This is a genomic window from Curvibacter sp. T50, from assembly GCF_057219955.1.
Genome location: NZ_JBXVVU010000001.1, coordinates 1096615 through 1123146 on the forward strand (window position 1 = coordinate 1096615; position 26532 = coordinate 1123146).

The window sequence follows — 26532 nt, forward strand, 5'->3', positions numbered from 1 at the left end:
CATATGGTTGTCGGGCTGGTATTTTCAACCCTGCCCCGGCACAACGGGTCAGCAGTTCGAAAAAAGCTGCGGGCAACGGGCAAATGCCCGCGCCCGCGTTTCAAGCCTTGCGGGCAACCTCGCGATAAAGCAGCAGCGGGGCCTTGTTCTCTTCGATCGTGGCCTCGTCGATCACGACCTTTTCGACATTCGCCGAGTGGGGCAGCTCGAACATGGTGTCTATCAGAGCCAGTTCGAGAATGGACCGCAGGCCCCGTGCGCCGGTTTTTCGCGCCAGTGCCTTGCGCGCGATCGCCTTCAGCGCCGAAGGACGAATTTCCAGCTCCACCCCTTCCATGGCCAATAGCTTCGCATACTGCTTGGTCAACGCGTTACGGGGCTCGGTAAGAATCTGGACCAACGCTTCTTCAGTCAGTTCGGCAAGGGTTGCGACCACCGGCATCCGTCCGACCAGTTCCGGAATCAGACCGAACTTGATGAGGTCTTCGGGTTCGATCTCGGAGAAAAGATCTGAAATCGAGCGCTGCTGCTTGCTGCGCACACTCGCCCCGAAACCGATTCCGGACGCTTCCGTCCGGTTTTCAATCACCTTTTCCAGACCGGCGAAGGCACCGCCGCAGATAAACAGAATGTTGGTGGTGTCAATCTGCAGGAAATCCTGGTTCGGGTGTTTGCGCCCACCCTGAGGCGGCACACTCGCCATCGTCCCCTCGATAAGCTTGAGCAACGCCTGCTGGACCCCTTCGCCCGAAACGTCACGCGTAATGGAAGGGTTGTCCGATTTGCGTGAAATCTTGTCGATTTCGTCGATGTAGATGATTCCTCTCTGGGCCCGTTCGACTTCGTAATTGCAGCTCTGCAGCAGCTTGGAGATGATGTTCTCGACATCTTCACCCACATAACCTGCTTCGGTCAGCGTGGTCGCGTCGGCCATCACGAAGGGAACATCGAGCATGCGCGCCATGGTCTGCGCAAGCAAGGTCTTGCCGGAGCCGGTCGGTCCGATCAGCAAGATGTTGCTCTTGGCCAGTTCGACATCGTCCTTTTTGCCTTTTTCCCGGTGCCGAAGCCGTTTGTAGTGGTTGTAGACGGCCACAGCCAAGGTCCGTTTGGCTTTCTCCTGCCCGATCACATACTGGTCGAGATTGGCCTTCAGGTCAGCAGGGGTCGGGAGATCGCCACGACCGTCGGACTCCGCCGCGGCAGCGGGGATTTCGTCGCGAATGATGTCGTTGCACAGGTCAATGCACTCGTCGCAGATAAACACACTCGGGCCGGCGATGAGCTTCTTGACTTCATGTTGGCTCTTGCCGCAGAAGGAGCAGTAAAGGGTTTTTTCCGACGAAGAGCCTTTTTTTTCGGCCATGGGCAACGCCTGTCAATTGGGATCACGAATGATAGCGAAAACAAAACGGCGTTCTCCCCGGGGAGAAACGCCGCCACAAGGCATCCCGATCAGGGGCGCTTGGCAATGACCTGATCGACGATGCCGTACTCGCGGGCTTCGTCAGCTGTCATGAAATAGTCGCGCTCGGTGTCGCGCTGGACCTTCTCGAGCGGCTGCCCGGTCCGCTCCGCCAGGATGCGGTTCATCTGGTCCTTGGTACGCAGAATATCGCGGGCATGGATTTCTATGTCCGTCGCCTGTCCCCGCGCACCGCCCAGAACCTGGTGGATCATGACCTTGGAGTTAGGAAGCGAAAAGCGCTTGCCCTTGGCCCCCGCTGCGAGCAAAAAAGCCCCCATGCTGGCTGCGAACCCACAGCACAGCGTGGAAACGTCGGGCTTGATGAAGTTCATCGTGTCGTAAATGGCCATGCCGGCCGTGACGGAACCGCCCGGAGAATTGATATAGAAGGAGATGTCCTTGTCAGGGTTCTCGCTTTCCAGGAACAACAACTGGGCCACCACCAGATTGGCAGTCTGGTCATTGACTTCGCCGACCAGGAAAATCACCCGCTCCTTGAGCAAGCGGGAGTAGATGTCATACGAACGCTCCCCGCGCCCCGATTGCTCGATGACCATCGGAATCATGCCTAAACCCAAAATTTCCTGTGCGCTCACTGCGTGTTCTCCATTGAATGACGGACTGTAACGAATTTTCAGCCCCGACAAGAACATAGGGCCTGTGCCCTTCGACACAAGCCCTGTTTCGATCAGAACTGAAAGGCAGAAGGTCTGCGACTGATCAGCCCTGACCCATCAGTTCGTCAAACGACACCGCCTTGTCGGTGACCTTGGCCTGCCCGAGCACAAACTCGGTCACATTGTTTTCGATCACGATCGCCTCGACCTCGGACATGCGGCGGTTGTCGCCGTAGTACCAGCGCACCACGTCGGCCGGTTTCTCATAGCTGGCGGCCAGCTCTTCAATATGCGCGCGAATCTGCTCCGGTTTTGCCTGGAGGTTGTTGGCACGCACCAGTTCAGCCACCACCAGACCCAAACGGACCCGGCGTTCGGCCTGCTCCTGGAACAGCTCGGCAGGAATCGGCGCCTTGTCGGCATCCTTGACACCGCGTTGCTTGAGGTCGGCACGGGCACCCTCGATCAGGCGGTCCACTTCAGCCTGGACACTGGACTTGGGCAGATCCAGCTCGGCCTTGGCGATCAGCGCGTCCATGACCGCCTGCTTGTTTCGGCCCATGAGGCGGAACTTCACCTCGCGCTCCAGATTCTTCTTGATGTCGGCGCGCAGTCCTTCGACCGTGCCATCGGCGATGCCCAGTCCCCGGGCCAGGTCGGCGTTGACTTCGGGCAGGTTGGCCGCCTCCAGCTTCTTGAGCGTGACCAGGAAGTCTGCGGTTTTGCCAGCCACATCCTTGCCATGGTATTCCGCCGGGAAGGCCAACGGAAAGGTCTTGCTTTCCCCGGTCTTCATGCCGCGCACGGCGTCTTCGAACTCCTTGAGCATCTGGCCTTCGCCGACGTGGAACTGGAAGTCCTCCGCTTTGCCTCCGGCAAAGGCTTCGCCGTCGATCTTGCCCTCGAAGTCCACTGTGACCCGATCACCATCCTGTGCCGCCTGGTCATGGGCACGCTGGGCGAAAGTCCGACGCTGCTTGCGCAGGATTTCGATGGTGCGATCGATCGCCGCGTCGGACACCTCGGCCGAGACGCGTTCAATCTCGGCACTGTTCAAATCACCGATCGTGACGTCCGGGTACACCTCGAAAATGGCGTCGAACGCCATTTGCCCCTCTTCGGCGCCGTCCTTCTCGCTGATTCGGGGCTGACCGGCAACCCGCAATTGGGCCTCATTGGCGGCCGAGGCAAATGCTTCACCGACCTTGTCGTTCATCACCTCGTAGTGCACCGAATAACCGTAACGCTGGGCGACGACATTGAGCGGCACCTTGCCGGGGCGGAAACCATCCATCTTGACGGTACGCGCCAGCTTGCGCAGACGGGCCTGGACCTCGTTCTGGATGTCCGTGACCGGAAGGGTCAGCGTCATCTTGCGTTCAAGTTTTTCGAGCGTTTCAACAGTAACAGCCATGGTGTTCTCAGCCTTCAGAGGTCAGTGGTGCGCGGGGGGGGACTCGAACCCCCACACCCTTGCGGGCGTCAGGACCTAAACCTGGTGCGTCTACCAATTTCGCCACCCGCGCGGGTCCAAACGAAACGGGCGCGTCACCCGAAAGGATTCAGTGCCTTCCGGACCAACCGCCCGCATGAAATCGGTCAACCTTTTATTTTACCCTCAAGCGGACTCCCGCCGTACCTTGAACCAGGCAGCGTACATGGCCGGCAAGGCCAGCAGGGTCAGGATGGTGGCGACCACCAGCCCTCCCATGATGGCCACCGCCATCGGCCCCCAGAACACGCTGCGCGACAACGGGATCATCGCCAGCACCGCGGCCGCCGCCGTCAGCACAATCGGGCGCAGGCGGCGCACGGCCGATTCGACGATGGCCTCCCAGGCGGGCACCCCGCGGGCACGGTCCTGCTCGATCTGGTCGATCAGAATGACCGAATTGCGCTGGATCATGCCCATCAGCGCGATCACCCCCAGCAACGCGACAAAGCCGAACGGTCGATCGAGCAACAGCAATGCGGCGGCAACGCCGGCAATGCCCAGGGGCCCGGTCAGGAAAACCAGCATGGCCCGGCTGAAGCTGTGCAACTGCAACATCAGCAGCGTGAAAGTGATGAACAGCATGATCGGCATTCCGACCACAATCGATGCCGAGCCCTTGGAACTCTCTTCGACAGCGCCCGCCACCTCGATCCGGTAGCCCGGCCCCTGGCGAGCCCAGTTTGCCTCCAGCGCGCGCAAAGCGGGCAGGAGCTCATTGGTCACCGTGGCGCCTTGCAAGCCTTCGACCACTTCGCTTTGCACGGTGATGGCAAACTCCCGGCCTTCACGCCAGATCACCCCCGGCTCCCAGGTGAAGGAAACCTTGGCAATCTGGGTCAGGGGAATGGCGCGTCCCGTCGCGGTCGGCAGGTACGCATTGCCCAGATCGGACAGGGTGTCGCGTTCCGATTCCGGCTGGCGCAGGACGATTTCGATCAGACGGTCGCCTTCGCGGTATTGCCCGACCGTTGCGCCGCTGAGCTGCACCCGCGACGCCTGCGCAATGGACTGGCTGGAAACCCCCAGCGCACGCGCCTTGGCCTGGTCGATCTCCAGGCGGAGGACCTTGACCGATTCATTCCAGTTGTCGTTGACACCCCGGGTATTGGGGCTGCCGCGCATGGCCAGCTTGACCTCGTCGGCCCGCTCCCGCAGGACCTGGGGGTCCGGCCCGACGACCCTGAACTGCACCGGATACGGCACTGGCGGCCCGTTGGGCAGAAGTTTCACCCGTCCCCTCACCTCCGGAAACTCCTGCGCCAGCACGGCGGGCAGGCTTTGGCGAATGCGCTCCCGGGCCCGCAGGTCCGACGGCATCACGATCAGCTGAGAAGCATTCGTCTGGGGAAAAATCTGGTCCAGCGGCAGGTAAAACCGCGGCACGCCCGAGCCTACCCATTGACTGACCGACACCACGCCGGGCTCAGCGCGCAGGCGGCTTTCCACACGCCGGGCCACCTCCTCATTGGCCGCAAATGCGGTGCCCTCCGGAAACCACAGGTCGACCAGTATTTCGGGCCGGCCCGAATCGGGAAAGAACTGCTGCTGCACCTTGCCCATGCCCGCGATACCGAGCACAAAGGTCAGCACCGTCGCGCCAATGGTGATCCAGCGGTGCTGCACACACCAGTCCACGGTCCGTCGGAAGACCCGGTAGAACGGGCTATCGAACACCTCGTGCAACTGCGCGCCGGCAGACGCATCGGTGACGTGGGGCGGATGCCGAAGCAACCGGGTCCCCAGGTAGGGCACAAAATAGACCGAGACCACCCAGCTGATGACCAGGGCGATGACCGTGACCGCAAAAATCGCAAAGGTGTATTCGCCGGTGGTCGACCGGGCCAGACCGATCGGCAGGAAACCGGCTGCGGTGATCAGGGTGCCCGTCAACATCGGCATCGCCGTGATTTCGTAGGCAAAGGTCGCGGCACGCACCTTGTCATAACCCTCTTCCATCTTGCGAACCATCATTTCGACCGCAATGATCGCGTCGTCCACCAGCAAACCCAGGGCGATGATCAGCGAACCCAGCGAGATCTTGTGCAGGCCGATCCCCCAGTAATGCATGGCCAGAAAGGTCATTGCCAGCACCAGGGGAATGGTGATGCCCACCACCAGACCCGGACGCAGGTCCAGCGTCCAGCGGCGCCACAGGGGATGAACCCCCTCGCGCCGGTGCAGACCCAGCGCCAGCAGGCTCACGCCCAACACGATCGCCACCGCCTCGATCAATACCTTGACGAATTCGTTGACCGAACTGGCCACCGCGCGAGGCTGGTCCTGGATCTGCGACAGCTGCACACCCGCCGGCAAGGAGGTGTCCAGCTCCCGGACGGCCACCGCCAGCGCCTTGCCCAGGGCAATGATGTCGCCCCCTTTGGTCATGGACACGCCCAGCGCTATGACCTCATGGCCATCGTGACGTACCTTGACCACCGGCGGGTCGACGTAACCGCGCCGGATCGTGGCAATGTCGCCCAGCCGCAATTGCGCGCCGGAGGCTCCCCGAATCGGCATGGCCCGCAGTTCATCGGGGGAGCGGAAGGCGCCGCCCACCCGGACCTGCACCGAATCCGCGGGGGTCTGCAGCACACCGGCGGACTCCACCGCGTTCTGCTGGCCCAACTGGGCGAGCACCGCGTTCATGTCCAGCCCCAGCTGCGCAAGCCGCTGCTGGCTTACCTCGATGAACAGCTTTTCGTCCTGGACGCCAAACAGCTCCACCTTGGCCACATCGGGTACCCGCAGCAGGCGCTGGCGTACGGTGTCGGCAAAGTCGCGCTGCTCGGCATGGCTGAAGCCATCGGCCCGCAAGGCATAGATCACGCCGTAGACGTCGCCGAAATCGTCGTTGAAAAACGGACCGACCACCCCTTGCGGTAGCGTACCCCGCATGTCGCCGACCTTCTTGCGCACGGAATACCAGACGTTGGGCACATCGGCCGGACGGGAAGAGTCCTTGATCTGGAAAATCACCTGGGACTCACCGGGCTTGGAATAGCTGCGAATCTTGTCGGCGTAAGGCACCTCCTGCAAGGTGCGCTCGATCTTGTCGGTAACCTGTTCAGCCACCTGCTGCGCGGTGGCGCCGGGCCAGTAGGTGCGCACCACCATGGCGCGAAAGGTGAACGGGGGGTCTTCGTCCTGGCCGAGCTGGAAATACGCCGCGACCCCCAGCAGCATCAGCACCACCATCAGGAATCGGGTCAGTTCGGCATGCTCCAGCGCCCAGCGCGAGAGGTTGAAACCGGCTTTGGGTTCGACTGCGTTCATGACGCTCACCGCTTCGCCGAGGCTGCCGGGGAGGCGCCATCAGATACTTTTTCGATAGCAGAAGAAGACCTTTCTGCGCTGGGTATCGGCTGTTTCTCCTTATAGACGGTCACTTTCTGCCCCGGCGCCAGCACGTGGACCCCGGCAACGACGACCTGATCGCCGGGTTGCAAACCGCCAGCGACCACCGCCCGGTTGCCGTCCACACCGCCGATCTGCACCGTGCGCGAGCGCACCGTCGTGTCGGACGGGTCAAAGACCCACACCGCGGTGTCCTTGCCTGCTTGCCACAACGCGCTGGTGGGCAGGCGGATGGCCTCCGCGCGGGCCCCCTCTCCCGCCCGCTGGGCCACAACCGTCACGGTCGCGCCCAAGGGCGGCAGCCGCTCGCCGGCGATGGCCACCTTCACGCCAAAGGTCCGGGTCACCGGGTCGGCACTGGCGGCAAGCTCGCGTACGGTGCCCGCCAGCGCCTCACCACCACCCCAGGGACGCACCAGCACCCGCTGGCCGACCGTAACCGACGCCACCCGGTCCTCCGGCACGGCAAAAACCACATCGCGTGGCCCGTCGAGCGCAAGCCGGACCACCGGCGCACCGGCGGCGACCACCTGCCCCACCTCGGCATCCACGGCCGTGACGACCCCCGCCCCGTCCGCAAGCAAACGGGTGTAGACGGCCTGGTTGCCCTGAACCTGCATCTGCGCCTGCGCCTGCTCCAGTGTGGCCTGGGCCGAGCGCAGCGTGGCTTCACGTCGCTCCAGCTCGGCGCTGCTGATGAAGCTCTGCTCCCGCAAGGCCTTGAAGCGCTGGAAGTCGGCCTGCGCCAGGTCCCGCTGCGTCTGCGCGGCGCGCACCTGCGCCTGCGCCGCGGTGGAGGCCAGTTGAAGATCCTGCGGATCGAGCTGCGCCAGCAACTGGCCGGCCCGCACCCGTTGGCCGGGCTCGGCGGGCCGGGCCGTCAACTTGCCCCCGACCCGAAACGACAGGCGGGACTCCACCCGGGCGCGGACTTCGCCCGCATATTCGGTGCTGGTGGACACGGCCTCCGGCGCCACGGTCATCAGTTTGACCGAACGGACCGGGTCCGGCTGCGGCGCCGGACGGCTGCAGGCGCCCAGCGCGATGGCGACCGCCACACCCACGGCGGGGATGGCAAGACGGCGGAACGTCCGAGCCGTGGCAACGGCAGAGGGACGGGTTGGAAACGGCAACGGACCCATGGCAGCGCCTTTATTAATGACTGACTGGTTAGTAATCTACTGAAGAGCCTGATCCATGTCAAGCGACAATGTCGATGTGAAACACACCGAGTCCGCCGCCCCGCTCCGCAGTCCCGGCTCAGGCCAGGCCGGGGACGGCGCCGGTGCGCCCACCCCGTTGCCCCCTGCGGTGACCCATTACGAGAACTTCCCGGTTGCCTCCTGGCTGTGCCCGGCGCCCTTGCGCGCCCCGATTGCCGCGATCTATCACTTTGCCCGCACCGCCGACGACCTTGCCGATGAAGGCGACGCCACGGCCCAGGAGCGCCTGCAGGCGCTCGGCAGTCTGCGCCAGGCGCTGGACGACCAGTTGCAGGGCCGCCCGGTCATGCCACGCTGGGCAAGCCTGCTGGCGCCCCTGGGCGAGGCGGTGAACCGGCACGCCTTGCCGCATGGACTGTTCACCGACCTTCTGGATGCCTTTGAGCAGGACATCCGCCGCACCGATGCCGGCCAGGGCTATGCCGACCTGGCCGATCTGCTGGACTATTGCCGCCGCTCGGCCAACCCGGTGGGTCGCCTCCTGCTGCACCTGTACGGCGTGCGCGACGAACGGGCGCTGGAGGCCAGCGACGCGATCTGCACAGCGCTGCAGCTGATCAATTTCTGGCAGGACCTCAGCGTCGACCTGTCCCGCGGCCGGTTTTACCTGCCGCAGGACCGCTGCGCGGCGCTGGGAATCGACCCGCGTCAGCCTGCGAGCGCCGGAAACGCTTCTAAATTGATAGCAGAATATGACCTTTTCACGCTGGGTATGATGCAAAAAGGCCAAAATCTGGTCCATCAGGTGCCCGGACGGGCCGGCTGGGAGCTCCGCCTGGTTGTCCAGGGGGGTCTGCGGGTGCTGGAGAAGGTTCGCCGCCTCGGTCCGGAGGTACTGGCGCGGCGCCCGCGCCTGCACTGGTGGGACGCGCCCTTGCTCGTCTGGCGCGCGCTGTGGATGTAGGGCCGCCGCCGCGATGGGACAATCGGCGCCGACCGAACCATGACTCCGCAAGACTACGTCCAGCAAAAGGCCGCCGCCTCCGGCAGCAGCTTCTACTACGCCTTCCTGTTCCTGCCGCCGCCCCGTCGCGCGGCCATCACGGCTTTTTACGCCTTTTGCCGCGAGGTGGACGACGTGGTCGACGACGTGCAGGACCCGGGGGTTGCCGCCACCAAACTGGCCTGGTGGCAGTCCGAGGTCGACCGCGCCTGGCGTGGCCAGGCCAGTCATCCGGCCCTGCTGGCGCTGATGCCCCATGCCCCCACCTTCGGGATCGAGCCCCGGCATCTGCAGGCGGTGATCGAGGGCTGCCGCATGGACCTGGAGCAGACGCGCTATCTCGATTTCGTCTCACTGAAGCGGTACTGCCACCTGGTTGCCGGGGTGGTGGGGGAAGTGTCGGCCCGGATCTTCGGCCAGATCGATCCGGCCACCACGCAGTACGCCCATACGCTGGGGCTGGCGTTCCAGCTGACAAACATCGTGCGGGACGTCGGCGAGGACGCCGGCCGCGGCCGGATCTATCTGCCCATCGACGAATTGCAGCGCTTCGACGTCAAAGCCCATGAACTGCTCAAACGCCAGTATTCGGACCGTTTCGAGGCGCTGATGCAGTTTCAGGCGACACGGGCCCATGCACTGTATGACGAGGCGCTGGCCCTGCTGCCCGCCGCCGACCGGCGCAGCCAGAAGCCGGGCCTGATGATGGCCAGCATCTACCGCACCTTGCTGCGCGAGATCGAACACGAGCGTTTTCAGGTCCTGCACCAGCGCGTCGCGCTGACGCCGCTGCGCAAACTGTGGCTGGCCTGGAAGGTGCAGGCGCTGGGGCGGATGTGAGCGGAAACAACCGGCGAAATCACATCGCCGTGGTGGGCGCCGGCTGGGCGGGTCTGGCAGCGGCCATAGCCGCCCACGAGGCCGGGCAGGCCATCACCGTGTTCGAGGCCGCCCGCAGTCCCGGCGGGCGCGCGCGAACGGTTCAGCACCACCATTCGCAAGCCCCGACCGCGGCCCTGGACAACGGCCAGCACATCCTGATTGGCGCCTATACCGAAACGCTGGCACTGATGCGCCGGGTCGGCGTCGATCCGGATCAGGTCCTGCTGCGCTTGCCCCTGGCACTGGTCGATGCACGTGGCCAAGGCCTGGCTCTGCCGGACCTGCCGCCGCCCTGGGATGCCCTGGTCGGAATCGCCCGAACGCGCGGATGGTCCTGGTCCGAACGTCTGGCGCTGCTGCGGTGCGCCCTGGACTGGCGCCTGGGCGGTTTCACCTGCTCGCCGGGGGAAACCGTCGCCGACCTGTGCCACGGTTTGCCCGCGCGGCTGTGGGACGATTTCATCGAACCGCTGTGTGTTTCCGCCCTCAACACCCCCGGCGACCAGGCCAGCGGCCAGGTTTTCCTGCGGGTATTGCGCGACGCCCTGTTTGGCGGCCGGGGCGGCTCCCACCTGCTGCTGCCACGGACCGACCTGGGCGGCCTGCTTCCCGATGCGGCCCTGGCGTGGCTGCGCGCGCGGGGCGCCTCGGTCCACCTGGGCCGGCGCGTGCAGTCGCTGTGCGCGGCCCGGAACACTGCCTGGGAAATCGATGGCGAACCCTTTGATGCCGTGGTGCTTGCGACTCCCGCCTGGGATGCTGCGCGCCTGTGCCGGCAGGCCGCCGAGTCGCGCCCTGACGGCGGTGCAGCGGCCCGCCTGCGCGCCTGGTCCGAACGGGCCCGTGCCCTCACCCATACCGCCATCACCACGGTCTACGCCCTGGGGTCGACGCCCTTGGCGCGGCCGATGCTGGCGCTGCGCGCGGCGCCCGGTGCCCCCGCGCAATTCGTGTTCGACCGCGGCCAACTGGGCGGTCCGAGCGGCATGCTGGCCTTTGTGGTCAGCGCCAGCGCAGGCGAGCGCACGGTTCTGGCCGAGCAGGTCACGCAACAGGCCCGCGATCAACTGGGTCAGACCGTCCGGCCGGTGCAGGTGCTGTGCGAGCGCCGGGCAACCTTCGCCTGCACCCCCGGCCTGCAGCGGCCCGCGACCGCCGTGGCGCCGGCGCTGTGGGCCGCCGGCGACTTTGTGGCCGGACCTTATCCCGCCACCCTGGAGGGCGCGGTGCGCAGTGGCCTGGCCGCCGGCCGGGCCGCGTCCGGGCGCGAGCGCCCGTAAAGAATCAGCGCCAGCGCCGCAAAGATCAGCGGCAACGCGGCCCAGACCCAGCCGGTGAGCAGCTCGCCGCCCACCACCGTCCCCACCAGCAACGCCACCGCCGGGTTGACAAAGCTGTAGCTGCCGGCCAGCGCCGGCGCGGTGTTCTGCAGCAGCCACAGGTAGGCGTTCAGCGCCACCAGCGTGCCCATCACCAGCAGGTAGGCCCAGGCCAGCCAGGCGCTGGCGCCCGCCTGCAGCAGCGGCGCGGGCGACTCCAGCGGCGCGGCGACCGCGGCGCACAGCAGCCCGCCGACCAGCCACTGCACCCCGGCAGCCATGGCCGGTGCCGGCTGCTCCAGCTTGCGGCTGGCATAGGAGCCCAGGCTCCAGGCCAGCGGCGCGCCAAAGGCCATCAGGCCCCCGGCGAGCGTGGTCGAGAAATCCCGCTCCAGCGCCAGCAGCAGCGCGCCCACCACCCCCAGCACCAGCCCGACCCAACTGGCCGCGGGCACCCGTTCGCCGCCGAGCCGGCTCCACAGGGCCAGCCACATCGGCATGGTGGTGACCACGGTCGCCATCAGGCCCGAGCCGATGCCCGCGCGCTGCGCCAGCACCACCAGGTTCATGGCCCCGAACACCATCAGCGCGCCCACCAGGGCCGCGTTGCGCCACTGCCGCGTCGTAGGCAGGCATTGACCTTGCATGCGGGCCCACAGCATCATCAGCAGCCCGGCGGTGACGAACCGGCTGGCGTTCAGCCACAGCGGCGGCATCTCCTTGAGCGCCACGCCGATGGCGAAATAGGTGGTGCCCCAGACCACATAGACCAGAAACAAGGCCGCTGCCGTGCGGCGGATCAAACCAGAAAAGGAAAAACGGTTGAAAATGATCGACATGGAAGCTCGATGTCCGTAAATTTTTCGACGCGATTCGCCGTTCAGTCGATTTTATTCAAAACTCATACCGATGCAAGCAAATATTCAGCTCGACGACATGGATGCCAGAATTCTTTCGGCCATGGGGGCTGACAGCCGGCGTTCGTACGCCGACGTCGGTGCCGAGGTGGGCCTGTCCACCGCGGCCGTCCACGAACGGGTGCGCAAGCTGGTCGAGCGCGGCGTGATCCGGCGCTTTTCGCTCAGCGTGGACCCGCTGGCCCTGGGGCTGGCCTTTACCGCGTTTGTGGCGATCCGCAACGACGGCGGCACCCACTGCCGCGACGTGGCGCCGCGGCTGCGCGACATGCCCGAGGTGCAGGAACTGCACAGCGTGGCCGGGGAGTACGACTTCCTGGCCAAGATCCGCGTCACGCATCCGCGCGCGCTGGAGGACGTGCTCTACGCCATCAAGTCCATTCCCGGCGTGGCGCGCACCACCAGCACCGTGGTGCTGAACACCGAATTTGAAGACCGCCCCCTGGTCCTGGCCCGACCCCACCCTGCCCCGTCGGCCACCGCCGGTGGCGGCTGATTGCCCCCTGATGACCCGTATTGCCCTCCAGCTGGACCTCTCCTACCAGATCGACGCCCAGGGCGCCGACTTCGTTTTCAACATCCACGCCGCGCAGACGGCCGGCCAGAGTGTCAGCGGCGAAAACCTCTGGCTCAGCCAGCCGCTGGCCACCCGCATCCACACCGACCCCGTCACCGGCACCCGCTTCATGCGCCTGCGCGCCGGCCCGGGCGAGCTGCGGGTGCACTACGCGGCCACGGTGGACATCCACCACCACTTTGCCGACCCGGCCACGCTGGCCGAGGTGCCGGTCTGCGACCTGCCGCCGGAGGTGTTTCCCTACATCCTGCCCAGCCGCTATTGCCAGTCGGACCGGCTGGGCAAACTGGCCATGGCCGAATTCGGCCGCCTGTGGCCGGGCTACGCCCGGGTGCTGGCGATTCAGCACTGGGTGCAGCGCCAGGTGGTGTTTACCTCGAACACCACCAACTCCAGCACGTCGGCGGTGGACACCCTGATCGAGCGCGTGGGGGTGTGCCGCGACTTTGCCCACCTGATGATCGCGCTGTGCCGGGCGCTGAACATTCCGGCGCGCTTCACCACCGGCACCGATTTCGGCGCCGACCCGGCGCTGGGCCCGCCGGATTTCCACGCCTATGTGGAGGTCTACCTCGGCCACCGCTGGTACCTGTTTGACCCGTCGGGCACCGCCATCCCCATGGGCCTGGTGCGCTTTGGCACCGGCCGTGATGCGGCGGACGTGGCCTTTGCCACGATTTTTGGCGGTGTGCAGGCCCGCGCCCCGGTGATCCAGGCGTTCGACGTGGCCGACGCCAGCGGAGCCCGCCACCCTCCGTACCACCGCAGCGAGGCCATTTCGACCGACGCAGGCGGGCGGGCGCCCATGGGGCCAGGGATCGGCCCGGCTTGAGCGATGCCGTGCCGGCCGGGGCCGGGCTCTTCAATCCTGCGCCAGGATGGTGCAGAGCTGGGTCAGATTGCTCACGGTAATGTGCGGCACATGCGGCTCAGGGGTCCAGACGCCGCCGGGGCGGTTGACCCAGGCGACCTGCATTCCGGCCTCCAGGCCGCCCACGCCATCGAGGTGTGCGTCATCGCCGACATGCAAGACGTCTCCGACCGCGACCCCGGCCAGATCCGCTGCGGCATGGAAAATCGGGGCATGGGGTTTGCCAATGCCGGCGCTGCGCATGCTGATCGCGGCGCTGAAAAAGCGGCCGATGCCGACACGGTCGACGTCGGCATTGCCATTGGACAGTGCCACCACCGGGAAACGGTCGCTGAGAAACTGCAGCGCCGGCAGGGCATCGTCGTACAGGTCCACCCGCTGGCGCATGTCGTAGAAAACCTCGAAGGCGGCCTGGTCCAGCGCCGGGTCTTCCCCGGCGTGGAGCAAAGCCAGCCGGATGGCCTCGCGCCGCTGCGCGCCCAGGTCATGGGCCAGATCCGGGCGATTGACCCGCACCTGGCGCCGCAGTTCCTGCTGGCGGGCGGCGTCCTCGCACCAGAGCACCGCCTGCGGCGCGTGGTCGGCCAACCAGTCCCGCAAGGCCTTCTCGGCGCGTTCGATGGTGGGGGCAATCGGCCACAAGGTATCGTCCAGGTCGATGGTGATCGCCCGGATGCGCGCGCGGTCGAGTACGGGGGCGCGAAGGCCAGGGGCCGGGCTTGTCGAGGGTTCGGGCAGGGCATTCATGCTTGACCGAGAATACCGCATGTCCTTTCGCCCCGAACCCCCCTATTCCCATGGTCAGCCCGCCCGAACCGCCGTGCTGCTGTGCAACCTGGGCACCCCTGACGCCCCTACCGCCGCCGCGCTGCGACGTTACTTGGCCGAATTCCTGGGCGATCCGAGGGTGGTGGAAATCCCCCGGCCGCTGTGGTGGCTGATCCTGCACGGCATCATTTTGCGCACGCGGCCGGCAAAGTCGGCGGCCAAATACGCCAGCATCTGGACGCCCGATGGCTCACCGCTGGCCGTCTGGACGGCTCGGCAGGCCACCTTGCTGCGGGGCTGGCTCGGTGAGCGCGGCCATCAAGTCACGGTGCGACATGCCATGCGCTACGGCAATCCGTCCATCGCATCGCAACTGGACCAGCTCAAGGCCGAAGGCGCCACCCGCGTCCTGATCTTGCCGCTGTACCCGCAGTACAGCGGCACCACAACCGCCAGCATGGTCGATGCAGTGACGGACTGGAGCCGGAACATACGCCAGCTGCCCGAGCTGCGGTTCGTCAACCGTTTCCACGATGACGCCGGCTATATCGGGGCGCTGGCCGACCGTATTCGTGCCCACTGGCGTGACCATGGCCAGCCCGAGCAGCTGGTGATGAGTTTTCATGGCGTGCCCGAACGCACCCTTCACCTGGGCGACCCCTACCACTGTGAATGCCTCAAGACCGCCCGGCTGCTGGCCGAACGGCTGGGTTTGCCGCGGGAGCGCTGGCGGGTCACCTTCCAGTCCCGGTTCGGCAAAGCCAAATGGCTGGAGCCCTATACCGAGCCCACCCTGGTGGAGCTGGCCCGCTCCGGTGTTCGACATGTGCAGGTGGTCTGCCCCGGCTTTCCGGCGGACTGTCTGGAAACGCTCGAAGAGATCGCGCAGGAGGTCCGTGAGGCCTTCGTGCATGCCGGGGGCGAGCGTTTCGAATACATTCCCTGCCTGAACGACAGCCCGGCGTGGATCACCGCCCTGGCTGACCTGGCCGAGCGCCACCTGGCCGGCTGGCCGACCCGTGAACCAGCCGATCCCGCCGCATTGGCCGCGTCCCGCGCAGCCGCGCTGGCGGCCGGCGCGCCGCGCTGAACCGCATTTTTCGCCCTTTTTCGACACCATGAGCCTGAACGACAGCACCCACGACAGCAGCGCCCCCCTCGCCTGCGCCCATCCTCTCGACAATACCGCCATGGCGCCGCTCCAGGACACCGCGCCGGAAACCGCCGACGCGTCGCCCCCGACGAAATCATCGACCGCGCCCGCCCGCCAGGCCAGCCCGGCGGTGCGGGCCGCCCTGGCAACCCTTGCCGAGCGCTTCCCCCAGCTGTTCGGACCGGAACCGCGCCCGCTCAAACGCGGCGTTTTCGAAGACCTCGCCGGTGCCGGCCTGGAGGGTCTGGACCGGGACACCCTCAAACTCGCTCTGGCCCAGCACACCCGATCAACCCGCTACCTGCAGGCCGTCGCCCACGCCCAGCCCCGGCACGACCTGCAAGGCAAACCGGTCGAGGCCATGGCGCCGGAGCACACGGCGCAGGCGCTGCTGGAAGTGTTTCGCCGGCGCCAGCGACGGGACGGCACCCTGGCGCACGAGGCCCTGGTGCGCCGACTCGTCCACCTGATGGTGACGTCCGACCTCAGCGTCGCGCAATGGGCCGACTGCGTGCAGACCCGGGACGAGGGTCTGGCGCGGGCCATGACCGAGGCCCGCGACAACTTCGCCATGCAGCTCGCCCGCGACGAGGCCCTGCTGCGGGCGTTTGACACCAGTGGCACCGCCCTGGAAGACTTCGCGCACCAGTACGGGCTGCCCGTCCATACCGCCCGGATGCGCCTGGCCAGCGCCCGTCGCCGACGGACTGCGACTGCAGAGAGCACCTGAGAACTTTATTTTTTATAGCTGAAAAGCACCTTTTCACGCTGGGTAAGCCCCTGTTTCGCGTGAAATCAGCCGCCCCGCACCGCGTCGCGCCGCTCCCGCTCTGGCGCAGCGGCTTTCGCGGTCGGCGGCGGTGCGACCGCGGCGGTGTCAGGCCGCCGATTTGGCCAGAAAGCCGCTGACCAAGTCCAGCTGGGCGGCGACGTTCAGCGCCGGGGCATGGCCACAGCCGGGCACCTCGATCACCGTGAGCTGGCCGGTGCGGCCGGGGCCGCGACCGACCATTGCCGACACGGTCTCGGGCAGCACCAGGTCGCTTTCGGCGCCGCGCAGGCACAGCACCGGAATGTCCAGCGCGTCATAGTGGTCCCAGATTCGGTAGTCGTCGGGGTACAGCACAAACTGCTGCACCATCGCCGGGTCGTAATGCGGCGTGACCCGGCCGTCGGGCAGGCGCCGGGTGGAGGTTTCGGTCAGGCGGCGCCACTGGGCGTCGCTGAGCCATCCGTAGGGCGCATAAACCTGGCGAAAAAATGCTTCCAGCTCACGCACCGTGACAAACGCCGGCGGTTGGCCGGCGTAGGCCTTGATGCGCTCGATGGCCGGCTGGGCCAGTTCGGGCGCGTTGTCATTGAGCACCAGCGAACGGATGCGGCCCCGCAGTGACGGCTCCAGCAACCCGGCCGCGCAGACGGTACCGATTGCACCGCCCATGGACGTCCCGACCCAGTGCACGGTGGCCAGTTCCAGCTGATCCATCAGTTCGCGGGCCTGGCGGGCGTAGAAGGCCAGGCAGTATTCGTCACGCGGCGCCGGACTCCATTGCGACAGGCCGCGGCCCAGCGTGTCCGGGCAGATCACCCGCCAGCCCTGGCGGCTCAGGTGGACCGCCAGCTCGTCCATGTCGCGTCCGGTGCGGGCCAGTCCATGCCAGGCGATGACGGTGCCCCGCGAACGGGTGGCGACCCCCTCGCCCGGCCAGGCGGGCGCGGGCGCGGCCGAGCCGGTAGCCGGCCAGTCCAGGTAGTGAATCTCGCGGCCGGCGCAGGTCAGGTAGGCGGATACGGGGGTCATGGGGTCAATCCTTGGTCAGGGCGGACGCCGGCCAGCGACCGGGTCCGCATCCGGGGCCGCGCCTTGCAGCACGGCCCCATCGCGACGCACTCAGTTGGGAACGTTGATGGCGGTCCCGGCGAAACCGATCACGTTGCCGGCCGCTGGCGCAGCCACGGCAGCGGGCACCTGCGCAGCCGTAATGGCCGGCGCCGCGCCCGCGGCACCGCCACGCGGGGTGGCGCGAACCACCTGGCTGGGTGGCAGCGCTGCGCCCGACTTCAGATTCGCCCAGACCGCGTTGAGCGCCTGGTTGAAATACGGGTGCAGGGGCACGAAACGATTGTCGAAACCGGAGAACGGCAGGAAGGCGTCGAAATGCTGCGCGTTGGTCACTTCCCAGTAGGTCAGGCGGGTATTGGGCCCTTCCGTGACGCGGTTATAGGCCACATAGGCCCGGGAGGAGTGGTTGACCGGCACCAGGGCGTCGTTGCGACCGTGGACGATCACGGTGGGTTTGCCACGCAGGTTGCCGCCCAGCTGCACTTCTGCCATGCCCGCCCGAACCGCGTCGCTTTGCGCTTTGGTCGGGGTGCTGGCGGCGTTCAGCTCGGCGCCCGTCATCGGGTCGCGGCCGGTCACCAGCGCGCGCTGGCACAGGGCAGCGTCCAGCGCGAAGTCGGAGCGGGTGGAGCTCTGCGATACGCCAAACTGCCAGGCCTTCGCGCCACCCACCGAGTTGTTGAACACCACCGTGGCCGGAACGCCATTGGCGGTGCCGTTGCCAGTGGCGTAGGACGTCGCCTTGACTGCCGCAACGGGGGCGATCACATCTCCGGTGGCGTTGGTTTGCGCCAGGCTCGTGCCACACAGGTTTTCCGTGACACTGAAACGCCCCAGCGCGTTGGTGTACATCATGGCGATGATGGGCGAGTTGCCCAGCCCGTAGTGCGCGGTGTGCATGGTGTCGTGGACCGCGTCGTAGCCATAGGCCCGCAGCTTGGCCAGCGCGTCGGACGCGCGGGCCGCTGTGGTGGCGCCGGTCACCATGCCTTTTTCGGCCAGTGAGGTACAGCGGTTCTCGGCACGGCCGGACATGCCCAGCAAGGCCATGTAGTTGTAGATGCTGGCCTCGGCCATCGCCGCCTCGGGCGCCAGCGCCGCGCAGGGCTGGAAGATGTTGCCATAGGTGAAGTAGTCGATCAGCGCCAGGCCATGCCGGCCGGCCGCCACCCCGCCCTGTTGCACGCCGTAACCGGCGGTCGACTTGGGTTGGGCGCTGGGCTCGGACGCCACCACCGCATCGATCAGGCCGGCGCCGTCCTGTTCGGCCGCCTGCAGCACGGCCGCGCCCCCGTTGGACACCGAGGCGGCAATCACCAGGGTGTTGTCCGGCTTGAACTTCACCTGTTTGCCCGAGCCGCTGGAGTGCGCCGGGGCGTATTCCTGGTTGAGGACGTACAGCGCGTACTGGATCGATGCCAGCGTGTCGTTACCCCAGTCTTTCTCGGGGTTCTGTTGCGAGTGGGCATGTTTGAGCGCCAGCCGGTTGGGGAACGCGGCATTGAAGGCGGCGCGTGCCGCGTCGGTCACGTTGGCCGCAAAGTGTGCCAGCACCCCGGCTTCGGCCCGCGTGGCGCGAGTGCCGTCGATGCGGTGAACGCTGTCGTCGCCCAGGTCATGCAGGCCCATGCCTTTGCCCGAATCGGTCAGCGCGACCGCGCAGCCGCGCTTGAGGCCCCATTCGGCCGCACTGCCGATCGAGCCGTACACCCCCCGCGAGCCCGACGAAGGCCCGGCCACGATACAGGGGTTGTTGACGTCAAAGCTGGCCGGAACCTGCACCGCCATGGTGACGTTCTTGCGTCCGGTGCCGTCGTCCAGGCGGGCGACATATTCGACCCCTGGAATCAGGCCTTCGCCCAGCGTATTGTTGCCGGCAAGGTCGATATTGGGGCCGTACAGCGTGCCATAGCCGCCATTGGCGGACGGGTCCAGGATTCCCCGGTAATTGGCATAGATTGCATTGCGGCGCAGCTCCATTGCGGTGGGCGCAGCGGCATTGGCGTAAGCGGGCGCGGCGGCGGCCCCCAGCCCCGTGCGACCCAGGCCGCCGGTCAGCAGGTCCTGCGTGTCCGCACTGGTGCCCGCACCCGGTGCGGTCGCGGTATAGGCCGTGCGCGACAGCTCGACCGATCCGGCCGGCGCGCTGGCGCGTGGCTCCGGCGAATCACTGCAGGCTGCCAGCGCGGCGGCGGCAAGCAGGCTCAGTCCCAGGCGGGTGGTGTGGTCCTTCATGGTGTCTCCTTGTTGATGGACGGGTGGGGGGAATCGGGTGGAAACGGTGTCACGGTAAGGCACGCGCGGGCCGCTGGCGGAGGGCTCGTTCGCGCAGCCGCCCGACAACGCCCGTCGGGAAGTAATAGACCGACAGCACAAACAGCAGGCCCAGCCACAGCAGCCAGCGATCGGGCGAGAGCAAGGCTGCAAGCAGGGGCACGGCCGCGGCGGCCTCGCTGGCCAGACGCAGCAGGTCCTGCAGGTAGCTTTGCGCCACGACAAAAATCACCGCACCGATGGCCGATCCGTAGATCGTGCCCATGCCGCCGATCACCACGATCAACAGCACGTCCATCATGATTTCGAAGGACAGCGAGGTATCCGGTCCGTTGTAGCGCAGCCAGATGGCCAGCATCGCCCCGGCCAGTGTGGCAAACAGCGCCGACAACACGGCGGAGGTGGTACGGTAGACGACCACACGGTAGCCGATGGCTTCGGCGCGGAATTCGTTCTCGCGAATGGCCTGCAGCACCCGGCCGAACGGGGAATTGACCACCCGCAGCAGGGCCAGCATCAGCACCACGGTCAGCACAAACAGTCCGTAGTAGGTCAGCAGCCGGCCATCGAGCGAAACGCCCAGCAGCGGCTCCTCGCGAAACACCGTGCCGGGCGACAGCAGCGCCGGGAGCTTGAAGGTCAGACCGTCCTCGCCACCCGTGATTTCGGACAACTGGGACGCCAGCGTCTGGAAGGCCGCGGCGACCGCCAGGGTGATCATGGCAAAAAAGATCGCGCGCACCCGCAGGGAAAACAGGCCGATGACCAGCGACAGCAGCAGCGACAGGCCCAGCGCCACCGCCACGCCGGTGCCCAGCGCCGTCCAGGTCGGCCCCAGGGCGGTGCTGGCGATCGCCACCCCGTAGGCGCCGATGCCGAAAAACATGGTGTGCGCGAAACTGACGATGCCGGTGTACCCCAGCAACAGGTCAAAGCTGGCGACCAGGACAATGAAAATCAGAATCTTGGCCGCCACACTGAGTGCCTTGACACCAGGAAAGAGGAACGGCGCGAAAGCCAGTCCCAGCAGCACCGCCGCCAGCACAAGGGCCAGCACAAGGCTGCGCGGGAAGTCGTTGGAAAGAATCCGGTTCAGCATGGGAAAGCCTTCATTCGGAGGAGCCGGCGAACCGCTTCAGCGGTTGGCCACGGGGTACACACCCTGCGGACGCCACAGCAGCACCGCCACCATCAGCGCGATGTTGGAAAACAGCGCCACCTTGGGCGCCAGAAATCCGGTGTAGTTGGCCATCAGTCCCACCAGCAGCGCCCCGATCAGCGCGCCACCGGTGCTACCCAGGCCGCCGATGATGATGACGATGAAAATCAGCACGTTGACCTGCGCGCCCATCTGCGGCACCACGTTCTGCTGGTACAGCCCCCACATCACGCCGCCCAGGCCGGCCAGCGCGCTGCCCACCACAAACACCCCGACAAACAGCCGGCGGATGCGGTAGCCGAGCGACTCGACCATCTCGCGGTCCTGCACGCCCGCGCGAATGAGCAACCCGATCTTGGTGCGCGACAGCGTCCAGATCTGCAGCCCGAACACCAGCAGCCCCACAACCACGGCAATCAGCCGGTATTTCTCGACCGAGGCGTCGCCCAGCAGCAGCGACCCGCGCATGCCCTCGGGCAGCGGCAACGCGATCTGCAAGGGCCCCCAGATCACCTTGATCAGCTCTTCACCGATGATCATGCCGCCCATGGTGATCAGGATCTGCTTGAGGTGCTGGCCGTACACCGGCCGGACGATGAAACGCTCGAAGGCCAGCCCCACCGCCGCCGCCACCGCCATGGCAATCACCATGGCCGGCACCACCGCCACCAGGTTGCGCCACAGCTCGGCCGAGCCGGTCCAGTCGCCCATGGCGCCCAGCACGCTGGTGGCCACAAAAGCGCCCAGCGCAATGAACACGCCGTGGCCGAAATTGAGCACGTCCATCAGCCCGAAAACCAGCGTCAGGCCCGACGCAATGATGAAAATGATCATGCCCATGGCCAGACCGGCGACCGTCAGCGTCACCCAGGTCGAGCCCGATCCCACCGCCGGCAAAGCGGCCAGCGCCAGCAGCGGCACCAGGGCCAGCGGCTTCCAGTCCAGTTCCAGCGCCTTCATGCGGCACCTCCACGGAGTTTCATTACTACAAACCTGATAGCAAAAAAGCACCATTTTGTGCTGGGTATTGCCACTTTTTCCATGAAATCGCTCATAAGGACAGCCCGAGCAGCGACTGTTGCAAGGCCTCGTCGTCCGCCAGCGCCTGCATGGCGCCGGCATGGACCACCACACCGTTGTCCATGACCGCCACGGTGTCGCCGAGCCGCTTGGCAAACGACAGGTTCTGCTCCACCAGCAAAATCGTCACGCCCTGCGCCTTGAGCTGGCGGAAAGCGTCGATCATGTTGTTGATGATGGCCGGCGCCAGGCCCTTGCTGGGCTCGTCCACGATCAGCAGCTCGCGCGGCTCGACGATGGCGCGGCTGACGGCCAGCATCTGTTTCTGCCCGCCCGAGAGCTTGCCGGCCGGGTGGTTCCAGAACTTTTCCACCGCCGGAAACAGGCTGAAGATCCACTGCAGCCGGGCCTGGTCGATCTGGCCGGCGTTTTTTGCCTGGCGCGCGGCCAGCAGCATGTTTTCCTTCACCGTCAGGTCGGCAAAGATGCCCATGTTCTCGGGAACATAGGCAATGCCACGTCCGGCGATCTGCGGTGTCGCCTGGGCCGTGATGTCATCGCCCTGGAACCGGATGCGCCCCCTGGACGCTGGCCACAGCCCCATGATGGTGCGCAGCGTGGTGGTTTTGCCCGCACCATTGCGGCCGAGCAGCATGGTCAGCTGCCCGCGCGGCACCACCAGGTCCACCCCGTGCAGGATGTGGTAGGCCCCGATGTGGGTGTGCACCCCTTCGAGGGTGAGCAGCACGTCGTTCATGCGGCCTCCTTGCTCACGCCCAGATACGCTTCCTGCACGACCGGCGAAGCAATCACCGCGGCCGGCTCGCCGTCGGCCACCAGCGTGCCGTTGGTCAGCACGATGATGCGGTCGGCGAGTTCGCGCACCACATCCATCTTGTGTTCGACCAGCAAGATGGTCTTGGTCTTGTCCTGCTTGAGCCGGCGGATCAGGTTCAGGATCACCGGCGCCTCGTCATGGCTCATGCCCGCCGTGGGCTCGTCGAACATGTACACCTGTGGCTCCAGCGCCATCAGCAGGGCCACCTCCAGCTTGCGCTGGTCGCCATGGGGAAGGCTGGCCACCGGCATGGTCTGGCGGTCGGCCATGGACACCGACTCCAGAAGCTCCTGCGCGCGCCGCGTCAGCGCCGTATGGTCGCTCCAGATGCTCCACAGGTTCAAACCGCGCCGGTGCGGCCCTTCGCGGGTGGCCTGCACCGCCAGGCGCACGTTTTCCAGCACGCTCAGGTTGGGAAACAGGTTGGTCAGCTGAAACGCCCGCCCCAGCCCCGCCCGCGTGCGCGCCGAAACGCTCAAACCCGAGAGGTCGCGGCCGTTGAGGCTGACACGGCCTTCACTGGCGCGCAACTGGCCGGAGATCAGGTTGAAATAGGTCGTCTTGCCGGCTCCGTTGGGGCCGACGATGGCCGTCAACGTGCCGGGCTGGAACGTGCAGGTCACCCGATTGACGGCCACATGGCCGCCAAAGCGGATGGTCAGGTCCTGGGTTTCAAGCATGGTTTCCTTGAAAAATGCGGCCTTCAGGGGCAGGTGCCAATCACGTAGTAATTGGTTCCGGTCATTTTGAGGGTGGTGGTGGTGAACACATTCCACAGCCCCATGTTCTGGTTCGATCCCTTTGCATAGGTGTAGCCGCCGGACTGCGTTGCCCGACCGGCGGTGGTATGGGCATAGTTGCTGGCTGTGAAACAGGTGGCCGGCGGCGGCGGGTTGGCACTCGCGGTGGTTCCCGTCACCGTGGCCGAGGCCGGGCCCTCGACGCCGTTGGCATCCGCAGCGCGGACCGCCCAGTTGTAGGTGGTGGCCGCAGCCAGTCCGGTATCAGTGAAGCTGGTGCCATAGACCGGCAACGCGTTGGTCTTGTTGCTGTTTCGGTAGACGTTGTAGCTCGCAGCGCCCCCGACCGGATTCCAGGTGATGTTCATGGAACTGGTGGTGGCGTTCGAGCTTGCGACGCCCGTCGGCGCGGTCAGGGCCGTTCCGCCGCCACCACCACCGCCACCGCCGGAGCCTGTGCCTGACGAGATGCGGTCGACCATGGCCTTGATGGCGCTCATCTGGGGCCCGGTCTTCTGCGCGAAGTTGGTGCCGTACCAGCCGATCCAGTCCCAGCAGGCGTTGGCGTTGGCCAGCGAACCGCTGGCGGCCGTGCTGCGGCTGGTGTTATCGGTCTTGGTCTGAGGGAACAGCACAATGATGTTGTTGGTGTCGGCCCAGCGGGCGTAGCCGGTGTTCCTGACGAATTTGTCGCCGATCTTGTCGGTACTTTGCTGGCAACCATGCAGCGCCACATGCACCTTGCACTGGGTGCCGCTGGCACAGCTGCTTGGGACATAGACCCAGCCGGTGGACGCCATCCCGGGGTTGGCCGTGAATTCACTCTGGTTGAACTCGATGAAGTTGCTGGCCGCCGGCGCATTGTTGCGGGCATTCAGCGGGCCGTAGAACTTGGTCAATACCGCCTTGGCGCCGTCGTAGCTGCAGTTGCTGATGTAGGGCGACGCAGCCGTGCCGCAACTGTTGTTGCCGGTGCTGTCGAAGTCGGTCGGAAAGGTGTGCGAGGCGCCACTTCGCACCACATGCTCCAGGTTGGCGGCGGAAACCCCGTTGTTGGTGTACTGCGTCTTCAGCGCCGTCACCGGGTTCTGACCCACGGTGGTATCGCTGGTGCCGATGAACAGATAGACCTTCTGGCCGGCGATGTTGGCCTTGTTGTCGATCTGCGCGCCGCTCCAGGTGTCGATGCGGTTTTGCATGTTCGTCAACGCGGTGCTGCTGATGCTGGCGTTGTACATGCAGGCGGTGTAGTTGCTCAGGCCGGCGCACATGTAGGGGCCAGCCGCGAACACGCCCACACCCTTGAACAGCGACGAGTAGGCAATGCCCAGCTGGTTGGCCATGAAGCCCCCCGAGGACAGGCCGGATACCGTGGTCTGGCTGGTATCGACGTTGTAGGCCGGGAGGTTGATGGCCGCCGACGCCGCACCCGACGCGAAAACTCCAAGAAGAACCGCCGCACGCACATGTTTCATGGTCATTGAATGTCTCCGGTAGTTGATGGAAAGAACACAAATGACTCCCGTGGGTTCGGGGGTTCCTGAATAGGTACATCGCAACGACGGACCGCCGTGAAGGTCATGCGCGGCCAGCCCATCGCGTGTACCGTCTCCCTGTCCATACGGTCAGCGGGCCAGCGCACCGGCGGCTTCGGACGCGAGTTGCGTCCGGTTGCGCAAGGGAACACTGATCTCCGACGCCTTGATTTCCTTGACCAGAAACAGGTCGGGAATGGCTCCGGGGCGCGCGCCGGGAGCGACGCGGAAGTGGTACATCGCCTGCATGGCCTGGTGGTCTTCCTTGCGGAAGGTCATGGTGCCCTTGGGTGTCTCGAAGCTCATGCCTTCCATGGTGGCCAGCAATCGGGGGGTGCTGGCATCGCCCTGCGTCTTGCGCAGCGCCGTCACCAGCGCCATGGCCGACGAGAAGCCCCCCGCCGTGAAGAAGTCCGGCGGCGACTTGTAGCGGCTGTAGTGGTTGGTAACCAGCCACATGTTCGACGGATTGCGGGAGAACGCGTAGTAGTAATACGTGGCGCCCTGCATGCCCGGGAAGTTGCCGAACTGCACCATGGCCGGCAGGATGTTGCCGCCGGTGGCGATCTCGATGCCGTAGCGTTTCAGATCGAGGTCGGCGATCTTGAACGGATTGCCTGCCCCGGCCCAGTTGATGAACACGACCTTGCGTTCCGCCGCGACGGGCTTGAGCTTGTCCACGATGCGCTGCGCTGCGGCGGTGAAGTCGGTGGTGGCGGGCGGCAGGTACTCCTCGTGAACGATGCGGGCCGATTTGGCCGCATCCCTGAATGCCGTCACGAAGTCACGCCCGAACGCGGAATCTTGCCCGAGCGTGGCGATCACGACACCGGGTTTGTCCAGCGCTACCGCGTTGGCGATGGCGTCCTGCGAGCTGTTGCGACCCGTGCGGAAAACGTACTTGTTCCACCGCTCGCCGGTGATGCTGTCGGCCACGGCCGGTTCGACCAGCAGGATCTTCTTGAATTCTTCGGCCACCGGCAGCATCGCCAGCGCGACGCCGGACGAGGTGGGTCCGACCGCAATGTCGGCCCGGTCATCCGCGTAGGCCGCCGCGAGCAAGGACTTGCCCAGGTCGGGCTTGCCCTGGTCATCCTTCTCGATCACCACCAGCCGCTTGCCCGCGACCATCATCGTGCCCTCGGTGGCGTACTCCAGACCCATCATGAACCCGGTCGACGTCTGTTTTCCGTAGGCTTCCAGCGGACCGGTCGCGCTGCGGATATGGGCGATGCGGATCTCGCCGCCCGGAGACGGCGTGGCCGTTCGGGATGCGCTCCCTTTGCCCTGCGCCAGAACCAGTGAACTGGCCACCAGCGCGGCCGCCAGTAGGCCGCTGCGGCGCGTGTTGCGCCAGAAATCAGAAGAAGTCATCCGTGGCATGCGTGGTCTCCAATGGTGTTTTGAGGCAAACCATCCCTGACCCCGAACGAATCGGGGTTCTTTTTTTCTTTGTGGGAATCCGGATTGGCGGACGGCGGCTCGGCCCCCGTCGCGCGCACAGCACCGTGCGCCCGGGTCCGGACGGACCCGGCG

General features: G+C 66.0%; 22 protein-coding genes and 1 tRNA gene. 7 read left to right on the forward strand and 16 right to left on the reverse strand.

Annotation, left to right across the window (positions count from 1 at the left end; all coding sequences use genetic code 11):
- Window positions 1-100: 100 nt before the first annotated feature.
- From clpX to AC2EBU_RS05250, 6 genes are all read right to left on the reverse strand, one after another.
- Window positions 101-1366, reverse strand: coding sequence for an ATP-dependent Clp protease ATP-binding subunit ClpX (gene clpX, locus AC2EBU_RS05225; RefSeq protein WP_484609302.1), 1266 nt, complete (start codon window positions 1364-1366; stop codon window positions 101-103).
- 89 nt (window positions 1367-1455) lie between these two features.
- Window positions 1456-2064, reverse strand: coding sequence for an ATP-dependent Clp endopeptidase proteolytic subunit ClpP (gene clpP / locus AC2EBU_RS05230; protein ID WP_484609303.1), 609 nt, complete (start codon window positions 2062-2064; stop codon window positions 1456-1458).
- A gap of 124 nt (window positions 2065-2188) precedes the next feature.
- Complete coding sequence (gene tig, locus AC2EBU_RS05235; protein ID WP_484609304.1) at window positions 2189-3499, reverse strand: trigger factor; 1311 nt, start codon at window positions 3497-3499, stop codon at window positions 2189-2191.
- 25 nt (window positions 3500-3524) lie between these two features.
- Window positions 3525-3611, reverse strand: a tRNA-Leu gene (locus tag AC2EBU_RS05240).
- A gap of 92 nt (window positions 3612-3703) precedes the next feature.
- Window positions 3704-6853, reverse strand: coding sequence for an efflux RND transporter permease subunit (locus tag AC2EBU_RS05245; protein WP_484609305.1), 3150 nt, complete (start codon window positions 6851-6853; stop codon window positions 3704-3706).
- Between the two features lie 5 nt (window positions 6854-6858).
- Window positions 6859-8076: an efflux RND transporter periplasmic adaptor subunit gene (locus tag AC2EBU_RS05250; RefSeq protein ID WP_484609306.1), complete on the reverse strand. Its 1218-nt coding sequence runs from the start codon at window positions 8074-8076 to the stop codon at window positions 6859-6861.
- A 55-nt stretch (window positions 8077-8131) separates the two neighbouring features.
- Between AC2EBU_RS05250 and hpnC the strand changes: the two genes are divergently transcribed.
- Genes hpnC through hpnE form a run of 3 tightly spaced genes read left to right on the forward strand, consistent with a single transcriptional unit; the run spans window position 8132 to window position 11262 of the window.
- Window positions 8132-9061 (forward strand): squalene synthase HpnC, encoded by a 930-nt coding sequence (hpnC, locus tag AC2EBU_RS05255; protein ID WP_484609307.1) that lies wholly within the window; start codon window positions 8132-8134, stop codon window positions 9059-9061.
- 39 nt (window positions 9062-9100) lie between these two features.
- Window positions 9101-9940, forward strand: coding sequence for a presqualene diphosphate synthase HpnD (hpnD, locus tag AC2EBU_RS05260; protein ID WP_484609308.1), 840 nt, complete (start codon window positions 9101-9103; stop codon window positions 9938-9940).
- Window positions 9937-11262, forward strand: a complete 1326-nt coding sequence (hpnE, locus tag AC2EBU_RS05265) for a hydroxysqualene dehydroxylase HpnE (RefSeq protein WP_484609309.1) — start codon at window positions 9937-9939, stop codon at window positions 11260-11262. The genes hpnD and hpnE overlap by 4 nt, the downstream gene beginning before the upstream one ends.
- On the opposite strand, the gene AC2EBU_RS05270 is transcribed toward hpnE, so the two are convergent.
- A complete protein-coding gene (locus tag AC2EBU_RS05270; protein WP_484609310.1) occupies window positions 11184-12140 on the reverse strand; it encodes an EamA family transporter in 957 nt (318 codons plus the stop codon). The genes hpnE and AC2EBU_RS05270 overlap by 79 nt on opposite strands.
- A gap of 70 nt (window positions 12141-12210) precedes the next feature.
- Here AC2EBU_RS05270 and AC2EBU_RS05275 point away from each other — a divergent pair, with 70 nt between their 5' ends.
- Together AC2EBU_RS05275 and AC2EBU_RS05280 are read left to right on the forward strand one after the other, a co-directional pair.
- Window positions 12211-12714: an Lrp/AsnC family transcriptional regulator gene (locus tag AC2EBU_RS05275; protein WP_484609311.1), complete on the forward strand. Its 504-nt coding sequence runs from the start codon at window positions 12211-12213 to the stop codon at window positions 12712-12714.
- Between the two features lie 10 nt (window positions 12715-12724).
- On the forward strand, window positions 12725-13627 hold the full coding sequence (locus tag AC2EBU_RS05280; RefSeq protein ID WP_484609312.1) for a transglutaminase-like domain-containing protein: 903 nt from the start codon (window positions 12725-12727) through the stop codon (window positions 13625-13627).
- 30 nt (window positions 13628-13657) lie between these two features.
- Here the strand turns inward: AC2EBU_RS05280 and AC2EBU_RS05285 are convergent, their stop codons facing one another.
- The gene (locus AC2EBU_RS05285) at window positions 13658-14413 is read right to left on the reverse strand and encodes an HAD-IA family hydrolase (protein ID WP_484609313.1); all 756 of its coding nucleotides are present in this window, start codon (window positions 14411-14413) and stop codon (window positions 13658-13660) included.
- A 19-nt stretch (window positions 14414-14432) separates the two neighbouring features.
- Here AC2EBU_RS05285 and hemH point away from each other — a divergent pair, with 19 nt between their 5' ends.
- Complete coding sequence (gene hemH / locus AC2EBU_RS05290; RefSeq protein WP_484609314.1) at window positions 14433-15524, forward strand: ferrochelatase; 1092 nt, start codon at window positions 14433-14435, stop codon at window positions 15522-15524.
- Between the two features lie 28 nt (window positions 15525-15552).
- Window positions 15553-16317: a ProQ/FinO family protein gene (locus AC2EBU_RS05295; protein ID WP_484609315.1), complete on the forward strand. Its 765-nt coding sequence runs from the start codon at window positions 15553-15555 to the stop codon at window positions 16315-16317.
- A gap of 147 nt (window positions 16318-16464) precedes the next feature.
- On the opposite strand, the gene AC2EBU_RS05300 is transcribed toward AC2EBU_RS05295, so the two are convergent.
- The 8 genes from AC2EBU_RS05300 to AC2EBU_RS05335 form a co-directional block, all read right to left on the reverse strand.
- Entirely contained in the window at window positions 16465-17388 is a 924-nt protein-coding gene (locus AC2EBU_RS05300) for an alpha/beta fold hydrolase (protein ID WP_484609316.1), read from the reverse strand.
- A gap of 90 nt (window positions 17389-17478) precedes the next feature.
- Window positions 17479-19665, reverse strand: coding sequence for a 3-hydroxybutyrate oligomer hydrolase family protein (locus tag AC2EBU_RS05305; RefSeq protein ID WP_484609317.1), 2187 nt, complete (start codon window positions 19663-19665; stop codon window positions 17479-17481).
- A gap of 49 nt (window positions 19666-19714) precedes the next feature.
- Entirely contained in the window at window positions 19715-20803 is a 1089-nt protein-coding gene (locus AC2EBU_RS05310) for a branched-chain amino acid ABC transporter permease (RefSeq protein ID WP_484609318.1), read from the reverse strand.
- Between the two features lie 36 nt (window positions 20804-20839).
- Complete coding sequence (locus AC2EBU_RS05315) at window positions 20840-21823, reverse strand: branched-chain amino acid ABC transporter permease (RefSeq protein WP_484609319.1); 984 nt, start codon at window positions 21821-21823, stop codon at window positions 20840-20842.
- 91 nt (window positions 21824-21914) lie between these two features.
- A complete protein-coding gene (locus tag AC2EBU_RS05320; RefSeq protein WP_484609320.1) occupies window positions 21915-22640 on the reverse strand; it encodes an ABC transporter ATP-binding protein in 726 nt (241 codons plus the stop codon).
- Window positions 22637-23401, reverse strand: coding sequence for an ABC transporter ATP-binding protein (locus AC2EBU_RS05325; protein ID WP_484609321.1), 765 nt, complete (start codon window positions 23399-23401; stop codon window positions 22637-22639). Before AC2EBU_RS05325 ends, AC2EBU_RS05320 begins: the two co-directional genes overlap by 4 nt.
- A gap of 23 nt (window positions 23402-23424) precedes the next feature.
- The gene (locus tag AC2EBU_RS05330; protein WP_484609322.1) at window positions 23425-24942 is read right to left on the reverse strand and encodes an extracellular catalytic domain type 2 short-chain-length polyhydroxyalkanoate depolymerase; all 1518 of its coding nucleotides are present in this window, start codon (window positions 24940-24942) and stop codon (window positions 23425-23427) included.
- Between the two features lie 144 nt (window positions 24943-25086).
- Window positions 25087-26379, reverse strand: a complete 1293-nt coding sequence (locus AC2EBU_RS05335; RefSeq protein ID WP_484609323.1) for a substrate-binding domain-containing protein — start codon at window positions 26377-26379, stop codon at window positions 25087-25089.
- Window positions 26380-26532: the final 153 nt, after the last annotated feature.

Coding starts and splice junctions, on each gene's coding strand:
- hemH (WP_484609314.1), top strand. CDS start 14,433: ATGTCCTTTCGCCCCGAACCCCCCTATTCCCATGGTCAGCCCGCCCGA.
- AC2EBU_RS05295 (WP_484609315.1), top strand. CDS start 15,553: ATGAGCCTGAACGACAGCACCCACGACAGCAGCGCCCCCCTCGCCTGC.
- AC2EBU_RS05325 (WP_484609321.1), bottom strand. CDS start 23,401: ATGCTTGAAACCCAGGACCTGACCATCCGCTTTGGCGGCCATGTGGCC.
- AC2EBU_RS05280 (WP_484609312.1), top strand. CDS start 12,725: ATGACCCGTATTGCCCTCCAGCTGGACCTCTCCTACCAGATCGACGCC.
- hpnD (WP_484609308.1), top strand. CDS start 9,101: ATGACTCCGCAAGACTACGTCCAGCAAAAGGCCGCCGCCTCCGGCAGC.
- AC2EBU_RS05275 (WP_484609311.1), top strand. CDS start 12,211: ATGCAAGCAAATATTCAGCTCGACGACATGGATGCCAGAATTCTTTCG.
- AC2EBU_RS05250 (WP_484609306.1), bottom strand. CDS start 8,076: ATGGGTCCGTTGCCGTTTCCAACCCGTCCCTCTGCCGTTGCCACGGCT.
- AC2EBU_RS05320 (WP_484609320.1), bottom strand. CDS start 22,640: ATGAACGACGTGCTGCTCACCCTCGAAGGGGTGCACACCCACATCGGG.
- AC2EBU_RS05285 (WP_484609313.1), bottom strand. CDS start 14,413: ATGAATGCCCTGCCCGAACCCTCGACAAGCCCGGCCCCTGGCCTTCGC.
- AC2EBU_RS05330 (WP_484609322.1), bottom strand. CDS start 24,942: ATGACCATGAAACATGTGCGTGCGGCGGTTCTTCTTGGAGTTTTCGCG.
- AC2EBU_RS05305 (WP_484609317.1), bottom strand. CDS start 19,665: ATGAAGGACCACACCACCCGCCTGGGACTGAGCCTGCTTGCCGCCGCC.
- AC2EBU_RS05335 (WP_484609323.1), bottom strand. CDS start 26,379: ATGCCACGGATGACTTCTTCTGATTTCTGGCGCAACACGCGCCGCAGC.
- AC2EBU_RS05270 (WP_484609310.1), bottom strand. CDS start 12,140: ATGTCGATCATTTTCAACCGTTTTTCCTTTTCTGGTTTGATCCGCCGC.
- AC2EBU_RS05245 (WP_484609305.1), bottom strand. CDS start 6,853: ATGAACGCAGTCGAACCCAAAGCCGGTTTCAACCTCTCGCGCTGGGCG.
- hpnC (WP_484609307.1), top strand. CDS start 8,132: ATGTCAAGCGACAATGTCGATGTGAAACACACCGAGTCCGCCGCCCCG.
- tig (WP_484609304.1), bottom strand. CDS start 3,499: ATGGCTGTTACTGTTGAAACGCTCGAAAAACTTGAACGCAAGATGACG.
- clpX (WP_484609302.1), bottom strand. CDS start 1,366: ATGGCCGAAAAAAAAGGCTCTTCGTCGGAAAAAACCCTTTACTGCTCC.
- AC2EBU_RS05310 (WP_484609318.1), bottom strand. CDS start 20,803: ATGCTGAACCGGATTCTTTCCAACGACTTCCCGCGCAGCCTTGTGCTG.
- AC2EBU_RS05300 (WP_484609316.1), bottom strand. CDS start 17,388: ATGACCCCCGTATCCGCCTACCTGACCTGCGCCGGCCGCGAGATTCAC.
- AC2EBU_RS05315 (WP_484609319.1), bottom strand. CDS start 21,823: ATGAAGGCGCTGGAACTGGACTGGAAGCCGCTGGCCCTGGTGCCGCTG.